General features: G+C 44.2%; 9 protein-coding genes. 4 read left to right on the top strand and 5 right to left on the bottom strand.

The features are described from left to right. Positions 1-85: 85 nt before the first annotated feature. Positions 86-1645: a SulP family inorganic anion transporter gene (locus tag ITG12_RS16480; RefSeq protein WP_038869435.1), complete on the top strand. Its 1560-nt coding sequence runs from the start codon at positions 86-88 to the stop codon at positions 1643-1645. Positions 1646-1734: 89 nt separating this feature from the next. Here ITG12_RS16480 and ITG12_RS16475 read toward each other — a convergent pair whose 3' ends face one another. Then, positions 1735-2184: a low molecular weight protein-tyrosine-phosphatase gene (locus ITG12_RS16475; RefSeq protein ID WP_248873252.1), complete on the bottom strand. Its 450-nt coding sequence runs from the start codon at positions 2182-2184 to the stop codon at positions 1735-1737. A gap of 117 nt (positions 2185-2301) precedes the next feature. Between ITG12_RS16475 and cobO the strand changes: the two genes are divergently transcribed. After that, entirely contained in the window at positions 2302-2907 is a 606-nt protein-coding gene (gene cobO / locus ITG12_RS16470; RefSeq protein ID WP_038869430.1) for a cob(I)yrinic acid a,c-diamide adenosyltransferase, read from the top strand. Positions 2908-2984: 77 nt separating this feature from the next. Here cobO and ITG12_RS16465 read toward each other — a convergent pair whose 3' ends face one another. From ITG12_RS16465 to apbC, 3 genes are all read right to left on the bottom strand, one after another. Further along, entirely contained in the window at positions 2985-5072 is a 2088-nt protein-coding gene (locus ITG12_RS16465; protein ID WP_248873251.1) for an AsmA family protein, read from the bottom strand. A 190-nt stretch (positions 5073-5262) separates the two neighbouring features. After that, a complete protein-coding gene (gene udk / locus ITG12_RS16460) occupies positions 5263-5904 on the bottom strand; it encodes a uridine kinase (RefSeq protein ID WP_038869428.1) in 642 nt (213 codons plus the stop codon). Positions 5905-6085: 181 nt separating this feature from the next. Further along, positions 6086-7162 carry an iron-sulfur cluster carrier protein ApbC gene (gene apbC, locus ITG12_RS16455; protein ID WP_248873250.1) on the bottom strand — a complete coding sequence of 359 codons (1077 nt, stop codon included), beginning with the start codon at positions 7160-7162 and terminating at the stop codon, positions 6086-6088. A 157-nt stretch (positions 7163-7319) separates the two neighbouring features. On the opposite strand from apbC, the gene metG reads away from it, so the two are divergent. Continuing rightward, a complete protein-coding gene (metG, locus tag ITG12_RS16450; RefSeq protein ID WP_104027004.1) occupies positions 7320-9380 on the top strand; it encodes a methionine--tRNA ligase in 2061 nt (686 codons plus the stop codon). Between the two features lie 212 nt (positions 9381-9592). Beyond that, positions 9593-10399, top strand: a complete 807-nt coding sequence (locus ITG12_RS16445) for a hypothetical protein (protein ID WP_039977055.1) — start codon at positions 9593-9595, stop codon at positions 10397-10399. Between the two features lie 71 nt (positions 10400-10470). On the opposite strand, the gene fadR is transcribed toward ITG12_RS16445, so the two are convergent. Continuing rightward, positions 10471-11310 carry a fatty acid metabolism transcriptional regulator FadR gene (gene fadR / locus ITG12_RS16440; protein WP_038869421.1) on the bottom strand — a complete coding sequence of 280 codons (840 nt, stop codon included), beginning with the start codon at positions 11308-11310 and terminating at the stop codon, positions 10471-10473. Positions 11311-11412 lie beyond the last annotated feature (102 nt).

Below are 11412 nucleotides of genomic sequence, written 5' to 3'. Positions count from 1 at the left end.
TGGCTAACACTTCACCTATCAGTACTTGTGCAAATATGAATATGTGTCGAGAGAAATTCATCGCCAAGAGAACTCAATACAAACCATGTTCGAATTTCCTCAATTTTCTAAGCACTCCGTAAAAAATGATGTGCTTTCAGGCTTAACCGTTGCGCTTGCGCTGGTTCCTGAAGCAGTAGCATTCGCCTTCGTTGCAGGTGTAGATCCAATGGTCGGTCTGTATGCTGCATTCATTGTAGGCCTTATCACCTCTATCTTTGGTGGCCGTCCTGGCATGATTTCAGGTGCGACCGGTGCAATGGCAGTGGTAATGGTATCGCTAGTTGCAACCCACGGAGTGCAATATCTATTTGCCGCGATTATGCTGGCGGGTATTCTTCAGATTGCTGCTGGTTTATTCAAACTAGGTAAATTCATCCGTATCGTTCCACATCCAGTAATGATTGGTTTTGTAAACGGTCTAGCTATTGTTATCTTCCTAGCACAGTTAGGTCAGTTTAAAGCGCCTGATATCAACGGTATGCTAACTTGGTTACCACAGGACCAAATGTTCCTTATGCTAGGTTTGGTTGCTTTGACGATGGGCATCATCCACTTCCTACCTAAGATCACCACAGCTGTGCCATCTTCGCTTGTTGCGATCGTGACAGTGACAGCGCTTGTTGTTGGTTTGGATCTGGAAACTCGCACAGTAGTAGACTTCCTACGTACTATGTCTGGTGACGAAGCAGCGACTTTGGCGGGCTCTCTCCCTACATTCTCCATTCCAGCGGTACCATTGACACTTGAAACACTACAAATCATTTTGCCGTACGCAATCATCCTTGCAGCTATCGGTCTGATTGAGTCTCTGTTGACGCTGACTGTTCTAGATGAAATGACGAATACTCGCGGTCAATCGAACCGTGAATGTATCGGTCAAGGCATGGCAAACATGACGTGTTCAGTATTTGGTGCGATGGGTGGCTGTGCAATGATTGGTCAATCAATGATCAACGTAAATTCAGGTGGTCGTGGTCGACTTTCTGGCATCGTTGCAGCAAGTGCACTTCTGATCTTTATCCTATTTGCATCATCGCTTATCGAAATGATCCCTCTAGCTGCGCTAGTCGGTGTGATGTTCATGGTTGTAATCGGCACATTTGAATGGGCGACCTTCAAGCTTGCACGACGTGTTCCTAAACAAGACTTCTTCGTTATCGTTCTAGTAACTGTCGTTACGGTGCTGACTGACCTTGCGGTCGCCGTTGCTGTCGGTGTTATTGCATCAGCGCTGATGTTTGCATGGCAGCACGCAAAACACATCTACGCAGACACTCGTTTGAATGAAGAAGGCTCTAAAGAATACAAAATCCATGGCCCTATCTTCTTCGGCTCAGCGGCTAACTTCCTAGAACTGTTTAACGCGCACGGCGATCCAAAAGATATTATCGTTGACTTCGCAGACTCTCGCGTAACAGATCACTCCGCAATCGAAGCGATTGAAACGCTTGCAGAGCGCTATGCCGCACTTGGTAAAACGCTTCATCTGCGTCATCTAAGTCCTGACTGTCGCAAGCTTCTTGATAAAGCTGGTAGCTTGGTTGAAATCAATGTGAAAGAAGATCCAAGCTATAAAGTAGCAACAGACATTCTAGCGGGTTAATCCCAAATTAGATTGTTCAGGTATAGTTCTTTAGAAAGCGAAAAAGGGATGAGTCATACTCGTCCCTTTTTGTTATCTGTTATTTACATTTATAGCTTGTTCAAAATCGCTTCTGAAGCTTCTTCAATCAAATCTAATACCAATTCAACCCCCCTTTCTCCACCGTAATATGGGTCAGGAATTTCATCGTATTTGGAGTCCGAATGGCTCAAAAATAGCGAGACTTTATGGCGATGCTCTACCGGGCAAATATCCAGAAGATCCGCAAGATTCGCCTTGTCTGCTGCGAGTACAAGATCAAACTCTCCAAAATCCTCAACCTTTACCTGACGTGAACGTATTCCTTTAAAAGAATAGCCTCGTTGCTTACCGGCTTGCATAGAGCGTGCATCTGGTGAATTACCTGCGTGGTAACCAATTGTGCCAGCCGAGTCAATTTCGACATCCACACCAAGCTTTTCGGCTTTCGCTCTCAGTACCGCCTCTCCAGTTGGAGAGCGACAAATATTTCCCATACAAACAACGAGTATTTTCTTCATTTTATTCCCTGAATTATCGATGGTTTTTCTTCACGATGTGTTGGTCTATCATAGCGAGATAATCCAATGAACCCAAGTCAGTTTGGGCAAGGCACGACAAGGAATTGAGGAAGTAATATGTCTATCGAAGAAAACAAAGAAGCACGCCATAAGGCTCGCCAACAAAAAGTAAAAGAACAGGTAGACGCAAAAATTGCTGCGGCTCAAGAGGAAAAAGGCTTGCTACTGGTTATCACAGGTAACGGTAAAGGGAAGTCAACTTCGGGCTTCGGAACGATCGCTCGTGCAGTTGGTCACGGTTTGAATTGTTCCGTTGCTCAATTTATTAAAGGTACTTGGGACAACGGCGAGCGTAATCTACTTGAAAAACTTGGGGTAGAATTCCAAGTGATGGCCACGGGTTTTACATGGGAAACACAGAATAAAACGGCGGATACAGATGCTGCTCAGTTAGTTTGGCAAGAATGTAAGCGTATGCTTAAAGACGAATCGATCGATGTGATTCTGTTTGACGAATTAACTTACATGGTGAGCTATGGGTACATAGACTTGGATGAGGTCGTAGAAGCCCTAAACAACCGTCCTAAAATGCAGTCTGTCGTGATCACTGGCCGCGGAGCACACCGCACTCTGATTGAAATGGCCGATACAGTATCGGAAGTAAAGAACGTCAAACACGCTTTTGAATCTGGCGTAAAAGCTTTAAAAGGTGTGGATTGGTAATCTATTCATCGTGCAATAATTAATAAAAAAGGGTTGGCGTATTGCCAACCCTTTTCTCTTTTAGACTTAGACCGCAGTTAATTGAACAAGCCTTTCAATAGGCCATCAACGGCTTCTTTGGTCTTCTCATCTTTGATCTTGTCCGTTAGCTTCTCTACACCACGATCAATTTCTTTCTGCGCTTTTTGTTTTAACACATCATCAAAGACCAGTTTGAATTTAGGCTCTGCCCATTTTCCAGATACATTGATAGGAATGGTAATGTCTTTAAGTTCATCGATGTTCTTACCACCTTGCCCTTCTAAAGAACCAACCACTGAGGTACTGATCGTAAAATCGACGGTTTCATTCAGATAGTTGGCTTTACCTTTACCGCGCACACGCAATAACGGTGATTGGGCTTTCATGTTATCCGTTGAAACGACACCTTTATTCAGTTTCAATGTTGCTGTCATAGCACTGAAGTCGGTTTTCTTCACTTCATCTGTGCCGTCTAAGCTCTGCCCTTTAAAACGTGCGTAGTTTTCACGAATCAATTGAGCAACGTTAATGCCGTTAACTGCACCATCGGTAAAGTTAATCGCGATAGTACCAACTAAGTTCTTTTTGATGCCTGTTGGAGTGAGGCTGCTGCCCTTGACATTAACGTCAATATTACCTGTTCCTTCAAGCATATCGTTGTTCGCTACATCAATAAGTAGCGGTTGAACATGAATACCTTTGATCGACTTCTTAGCCGTATAAGTCGCAGGTGATTTACGAGCATCCAACTTAGCTGTTGCAGAAATCGTACCTTGATATAGCTTAGAGGTGAACGAGTTCAGATCAAACACACCACGATTGATAGAGAAGCTTGCTTTTACGGCTTCCATCTTTGCATTCGCCGCTTTGAATTTATCGATCGTGATATCGCCTTTCACGTCTAACGTTTTCGATGCAGACAGGTCCGGTTCAACTTCTGGTCCTGCTGGTGCTTTGCTACCACCAGATGCTGGTTTATCACCCGCAGGAGCTTGATTATTCAAGCCAAAAAATTCATCTAAGTCGATATTAGGGCTGTGCACAGCAAAGCGTACCTTAGGAATATCCCCCAGAGTGACATCCGCTTTACCATCAAGTGCAATGGCGTTCGCCGTTAGCTTCTCCAACACAAAGCTCAGGTGACTCTTAGTTAGGTCAAACGAAAGATCCGAAGCCATATCCACTTTCATTGGTGATTGCGGCAGCGTATCCCCCTCAAAAGTTGAGTTGAGCGTCAACTTGTTTAATTGCACTTTGCTAATCGCCTTATCAACGTTCAGCTCACCGCCACCTTTCATATCGAGTTTCATGCCACCCGCTTCGCCTTTGAGCGCATAGCTTAGGTTATTGGCCTTATCGAACTCAAAAGTGTCCAGACCGATAGTTGCCGAATCAATCTTGTTTGTCGCATCCGCATAAGTCGCATCAAAGTTAATGTCTTTCAGAGCATAGTTTGCAAGACCTTTCGCCAACTTAAAGTCAGCTTTACCTTGGGCGGTAAACTTCTGCTCATTCATCTCACCTTTCACACCAAAATCTGCGGTGGTCCAGTTATCAAAAGCAAACTGGGAGAGATTTAAAGAGATATCAGAAAGCTTAATATGGCTATCTGCTTGCTTGTCTTGGATTTCAACATAACCATTTGAGATGCTGACTCCTGCAAGATTGATTGTCCAATCGGAGCCAGAACCTTGCGTTGCACTCTCCTGCTTCGGCGTAGTATTCGTTGTTTGCTCAGCTTGTTGAGTTTGCGCCTTGGTAAGAGCATCAATATTTTTGCTGCCATCTTTCAAGGTTTCTAAATAGAACTCAGCGCCATCCAGTGTGACATTGCCAATTTCTAATTGTTTGCTCAACAGAGGCGTAACTGAGACATCCACACCGACGGCGTCGACTTTGAATAAGTTTGGTTGGCTAAAACCTTGAGGATTGCGCAGCTCGGTGCGTCCCAGTTCGAAACCAATCGATGGGAAAAACTGCCAACTGATATCGCCTTCAATCACCAACTCTAAACCCGTTTGCTTCTGCGCTTGTTCCACAATAAGGGGTTTAAATTGATTCGGATTGACGAAAATAATTAATGCTAAAACAACGGCCAAAATTGCCACAACAGGTATGGCGATAATTAAGAGCAGTTTCTTCATTCGCTTTTTCCTTGCTCGTGTGTTTTTAAAATTATAATAGCTGACGCCACTTATCGCAGACAGTTCCGCAAAAGCGTGAAAAACATCCAATTTTTATCTGCAACTGACTAATTTAAAAACAAAAAAAAGAAGTGGCACCTAAGGTGCCACTTCTTATCACAAAAATAAAGCGATATAGCCGTCTAAAGGCTTAAGCTTTCAGAAGTTTTGCAATGTGCGCTTTAAGAACGTCGATTGCGATACGGTTTTTACCACCACGAGGAACGATGATATCTGCGTATTGCTTTGAAGGTTCAATAAATTGCATGAACATCGGACGAACAGTTTGTTGGTATTGCTTAAGAACAGAGTCCATTGTACGACCGCGTTCTTCAACGTCACGCTTAACACGACGAAGTAGACAAATATCCAAAGGCGTATCCATAAACACAGTTGCGTGCATTAGGTTACGCAGGCGTGGGTCCGTTAGCAGCAAGATGCCTTCTAAAATGATTACCTTTTTAGGGGTCATTGGTGTGGTGTTACTTGTACGAGTGTGCTCAGTGTAGCTGTACTCAGGCACTTCTACGGCTTCGCCACGCACCAATTTTTCCAAGTGTTCACAAAGTAGGTCGTGGTCTAACGCGCTCGGGTGATCGTAGTTAGTCTTTACACGCTCTTCCATGCTTAGTTGGCTTTGGTCGTTGTAGTAGCAATCTTCCGTGATGACACCGATTTGATGATCGCCCACTTTCTCGCGAAGCTCATTGTAAATCGTGCTCGCGATCAGACTTTTTCCAGAAGCAGAAGCGCCAGCAATACCTACGATGACGCATTGATTATTATCAGACATTAGTTTGCACCCGATGATGATTTTCTAGTCACATAAAAAGATAAACTGCGTGATTATAGGGAGTTCACCCCATAGTTACTAGCTGGAATTAGAGTTTCGTTATAAGTTTCTGTCTACCTAGAGGATCAACCTCTAGGCAAACGATAAAACGAACAGTTTTCAACCAGTACTGTTTAAGAACTTAGTTTACCATTGTAAAACTGATTGCATCTGGCTTGGTCTTTCCTTGCCAATACATGATGCTACAAACACGATCGGCCAATTGCTTGTAGTTGCCAGCATGCTCACTCTCCGGACGTCTTGCGACGGTTGGAGTGCCCAAATCAATGTCTTCCCGCATTGAAATGTGCAATGGGATTTGACCCAGTAAGGCTAAGCCAAACTCTTGCGACATTTTTTCAGCTCCGCCAGTACCAAAAATGTGCTCGACCGCACCACACTGACCACAAATGTGATAACTCATGTTCTCAACTACACCGACAACTGGGACGTTCACTTTATGGAACATCGCCGCCCCTTTACGAGCATCCGCTAATGCAAGATCTTGTGGTGTCGTAACAAGCACAGTACCTGTTACTGGAATCTGCTGTGACAACGTCAATTGAATATCACCCGTACCAGGTGGCATATCAATCACCAAGTAATCAAGCTCTGGCCAATCGGTTTCCGTCAGCAACTGTGAAAGCGCTTTAGAGGCCATCGGGCCGCGCCAAATGGCAGCTTCCGACTTAGCCACTAAGTAACCGATAGAATGAGTATAGATACCATGTGCGAAAATAGGCTCCATCCATTTCGCATCGCGAACTTCTGGTTTTGCGTCTTCTTGACCTAGCATCATAGGAACCGATGGGCCATAGATATCAGCATCTAACAAGCCAACTTTCGCCCCCGACTGTGCAATGGCTAAAGCAAGGTTGACAGCCGTTGTCGATTTACCCACGCCTCCCTTTGCTGAGCTAACTGCGATAATGTTTTTCACGCCTTTAACGGCATTGGTAACTTGCGTCTCAAGCGCTTTGATATTCAACTCGATTTGACAATCGAACGCTGGAACATCACCCGATGCTTGTTGCTCTTTAACCCAATGGCTCAACGCAACTTGGAGTTCGTTGCTCGCAAACGGCAAGGTAATTTGAATACCACCTTGCGCGGGGATCGCAACCATACCATTAATATCTGCCCAGTTTTCCACCAACTGCGGATGTTGAAACTGGTTAAGCCAATGACAAAAATCTTGTTTTGAAGTGAACTGATGCATGAGGCCTCCTTTATGCATCTAATCGTAGCACCCAGCGGCGAGATTCAGAACCCCAAAAAAACTAAGGCAATCCATGGTTTGATGCCTTGGCGTTAGGGAACTCATGGGGTAGTATTAGTCTCTATTTTTTATACCTATCAAAAAGCGATTATTAAGTATGGCAAACGATCCAAGAAAACTGCTGGTAACTTGTGCCCTTCCGTACGCTAATGGTTCGATTCACCTAGGTCACATGCTTGAGCACATTCAAGCAGACATCTGGGTTCGCTACCAACGCCTGCGTGGCAACACTGTAAACTTCATCTGTGCTGACGATGCTCACGGCACGCCAATCATGCTAAAAGCACAACAGATGGGTATTACGCCAGAAGAGATGATCGCTGCAGTGAGCGAAGAGCATCAAAAAGACTTCGCTGGCTTTGATATTAGCTTTGATAACTACCACAGCACACACTCAGAAGAGAACCGTGAACTGGCTTCTCACATCTACCTTGAGCTGAAGAAAAACGGTTTTATCTCTAGCCGTACTATTTCTCAGTTGTTCGATCCTGAGAAGGAAATGTTCCTACCAGATCGCTTCGTTAAAGGTACTTGCCCTAAGTGTAAGTCAGAAGACCAATATGGCGACAACTGTGATAACTGTGGTGAGACGTACAGCCCAACTGAACTGATTAACCCAAAATCAGCAGTATCTGGCGCAACTCCAGTAATGAAAGACTCTGAGCATTTCTTCTTCGACCTACCTCAGTTCGAAAGCATGCTAAAAGAGTGGACACGCTCTGGCTCACTGCAAGCTGAAACAGCAAACAAAATGCAAGAGTGGTTCGAGTCTGGTCTGCAACAGTGGGATATCTCTCGTGATGCGCCTTACTTCGGTTTCGAAATTCCTGGTGAAAAAGACAAGTTCTTCTACGTATGGCTAGATGCACCTATCGGTTACATGGGCTCATTCAAGAACCTATGTGACAAGCGTGATGACCTAGACTTCAACGAATACTGGAAGAAAGACAGCACTGCTGAGCTTTACCACTTCATAGGTAAAGACATCGTTTACTTCCACAGCCTATTCTGGCCAGCAATGCTAGAAGGTTCTGGTTTCCGTAAGCCAAACAACGTATTCGTACACGGCTACGTAACAGTAAACGGCGCTAAGATGTCTAAGTCTAAAGGCACATTCATCAAAGCGAGCACGTACCTAAACCACCTAGACCCTGAGTGTCTACGTTACTACTACGCAGCGAAACTAAATAGCCGTATCGACGACCTTGACCTTAACCTTGAAGACTTCACTCAACGTGTAAACGCTGACGTAGTAAACAAGATTGTTAACCTAGCTTCTCGTAACGCAGGTTTCATCACTAAGCGCTTTGAAGGCAAGCTATCTGCTGAATTTGCGGAACCAGAGCTTTACAACGAATTTGTTGCAGCTGCTGAGCGTATCGGTGAGCTGTACGAAACTCGTGAATTCAGCCGTGCTATCCGTGAAATCACAGCGCTAGCAGACAAAGCTAACCAGTACATCGATGAGAAAGCACCTTGGGTTCTTGCAAAAGAAGAAGGTAAAGAGAAAGAGCTTCAAGAGGTTTCTTCTGTAGGTATCAACCTATTCCGCGTACTAATGGCTTACCTGAAACCAGTGATGCCTGAGCTTGCGGCTCGCACTGAAGCTTTCCTAAACGAAGAGCTAACGTGGGAAGGCGTTGCTACTCCGCTAACTGATCACGAGATCACTAAGTTCAAAGCGTTGTTTAACCGTATCGATCCTAAGAACATCGAAGCAATGATCGAAGCATCGAAGGAAGACGCTGCGGCAGAAATGGCAGCAAAAGAAAAAGCGGAAGCAGAAAAGAACAAAGCTAGCCAAACTGAGCTAGACAAAGATCCTATCGCTGAAGAGATTGAGTTTGATGCTTTCGCAGCCGTTGATATGCGTATCGCGCGCATCATCTCGTGTGAAGAAGTGCCAAAAGCAAACAAGCTACTGAAGTTCCAACTGGACATCGGTGGTGAGACTCGCCAAGTATTCTCTGGCATCAAGTCAGCATACAAACCTGAAGAGCTAGAAGGCAAGCTAACCGTAATGGTAGCGAACCTAAAACCTCGTAAGATGAAGTTTGGTATGTCTGAAGGCATGATCCTAGCAGCGGGCCCTGGCGGCAGCGACCTATGGATCCTTGAGCCACACGAAGGTGCTCAGCCAGGTATGCGTGTAATGTAATTCATTACGTTATCGTATTGCTTAAAAATCCCTGCCAATTCGGCGGGGATTTTTTTTGACCAAATTCACACTTTTGGTGAGAGTACGCACCAAACTTGTACGCCCGATTTCAATCAAAAATCATAAAATACTGTTTTTATTGACTTTAATTATTGGCATTAAAACTGCTCCTACTTACTTGCTAGGTCAAAAGCACTAACAAGGAGTTGGTTATGTTTGTTTTGATTTCAACTTTCATTTCAATTGCCATTCTGGCGGGGATTTATCACTTGGCTGCGAAGCGCGAGAAGCAACATGCTCGTAAATACCAGCTACTCAGTTTATTGCGTGATGTTGTCTACCTATTACGACGTCATCGAGCAATGACTCACCACTCTCTCCAATATCATCAAAACCACGAAAATGAGATAGAACACGTCCATCGTGAGTTGAGCAATAAGTTACACCTATTACTTGATACGTCACACTTCGAGAACAAACCCATGTATCGCGTGCTGCAAATCAAAATCGATAAACTGATGGAGCAGTGGGAGGATAACTCTGTAGCACGTAATCAGATGGAACATGGCCGGTTAATTCGTCACTGTTTGTTCCTGATGGATGAAGTGACCATTGCGTGGTTGGCTATCGCTCAAAGAGATGAACTTAATGACGAATATCACATGAATTGGCAAACTGTCATCGACAGCTTAGAAACATTAACTCAGTTACGGATCAGTATCCAAGATATGGAAGATCGCGGCGGTCCTGAACGAATGCGCAATTATGCGTCAGTAATGATAAGAAGGCTTAATCAGCTTGCGGTTATCAGCCCTTTGAGCCTTGCCTCTCCTACATCAGTAAGTTCCATACAGGCACTCAACGAATACATTGATGGGGATATCAACACGCTTAAAGTAGAGAAGTTGTATGATATTACTTCGGATTTATCTTTGACCATATTTAACACTTACGACCACATTCTGTCAGATATTATTGAAGTCCTGTATCAACCGCTACCAAAGTTATCTTTAGCCTAGTAGTTAAAATAAAAAACCGCAGTCGAGTGACTGCGGTTTCTTTATTCTTGAAAACGTCGTTAAGTTGAAGCTTAGCTGTCGTCTTCAGTGAAGTTGGTTGGAAGTTGCAGCTTCATCTCATTCCAGATCTGTGCACTTTCCATACCGTAATGACGAATCAAAATCGGTAGCTGATCACGCTGACCTGTTTCACAGGTTTCAAACAACTGACGGTAGAATCTCAATGCCAGATCACGTGATGCTGGGTTCGAGAAGTAGTAGCTGCCTACACGATCATAAAGCTTTCTCAAACCGTTAAAAATCAAGCCGTAAATTTGGTTGCCAGAATGGAATGCAAGGCGTTGAAACAGCATGTAGTCATAGAAGTTGAACGTCTTAGCAATCAGAATCTCTTGGCGTTTTGCTTCATCTTTTTCGTTGTCTTCTTTGACACTTTGCAGGATTTTGTCTGCATATGGAGACGCGGCAATAAAGTCATCCCAAGAAGGTGCGCTAACAAGTGCTTCACAAGATTCAATTACGTTCTGGATTGTACGCTCAGACGCCTCTTTGTTTGCTTTGAATGCATAGCGCATAAAAATTGGACTGATATTCGTACGTGCCGCAAGCAAATCTTCAACGATGTTTGTCGCGTTATCAACATCTAACGTCATTAGCGTGTCCAAGATATGCAGACCAGAAGTCTCCATGAATTGGTTCACTTTGGTTGGTTTACCATGCTGGATAGTCAACCATCCATCACGAGCAAGACGTTGCAATACTTCACGTAGTGTAGTTCGAGTAACCCCGATCAGTTCAGATAGTTCACGTTCAGCGGGTAAAATTGAGCCAGGAGGAAAACGGCCGTTCCAAATGCTCTCGATTATGTATTTTTCTGCGAAACCCGCAGGGCTCTTAGCCTTAATGACCATTCTGTTTTTATCCAATATTGATTTCTAAGGGTCGATACCACTCATCATACCACTACTTAACGATTAGCGAAAATTAACGATCAATAAATGAAACGATTTCTC

It is taken from the genome of Vibrio sp. ED002 (genome assembly GCF_023277445.1).
Lineage (GTDB): Bacteria > Pseudomonadota > Gammaproteobacteria > Enterobacterales > Vibrionaceae > Vibrio > Vibrio jasicida.
The sequence above is the reverse complement of the archived record's forward strand: the minus strand, read 5'-3'. Positions and strand labels throughout refer to the sequence as shown.

Excerpts from the sequence above, each read along its gene's own strand:
- ITG12_RS16480 (WP_038869435.1), top strand. The coding sequence starts at position 86 with ATGTTCGAATTTCCTCAATTTTCTAAGCACTCCGTAAAAAATGATGTG.
- ITG12_RS16475 (WP_248873252.1), bottom strand. The coding sequence starts at position 2,184 with ATGAAGAAAATACTCGTTGTTTGTATGGGAAATATTTGTCGCTCTCCA.
- cobO (WP_038869430.1), top strand. The coding sequence starts at position 2,302 with ATGTCTATCGAAGAAAACAAAGAAGCACGCCATAAGGCTCGCCAACAA.
- ITG12_RS16465 (WP_248873251.1), bottom strand. The coding sequence starts at position 5,072 with ATGAAGAAACTGCTCTTAATTATCGCCATACCTGTTGTGGCAATTTTG.
- udk (WP_038869428.1), bottom strand. The coding sequence starts at position 5,904 with ATGTCTGATAATAATCAATGCGTCATCGTAGGTATTGCTGGCGCTTCT.
- apbC (WP_248873250.1), bottom strand. The coding sequence starts at position 7,162 with ATGCATCAGTTCACTTCAAAACAAGATTTTTGTCATTGGCTTAACCAG.
- metG (WP_104027004.1), top strand. The coding sequence starts at position 7,320 with ATGGCAAACGATCCAAGAAAACTGCTGGTAACTTGTGCCCTTCCGTAC.
- ITG12_RS16445 (WP_039977055.1), top strand. The coding sequence starts at position 9,593 with ATGTTTGTTTTGATTTCAACTTTCATTTCAATTGCCATTCTGGCGGGG.
- fadR (WP_038869421.1), bottom strand. The coding sequence starts at position 11,310 with ATGGTCATTAAGGCTAAGAGCCCTGCGGGTTTCGCAGAAAAATACATA.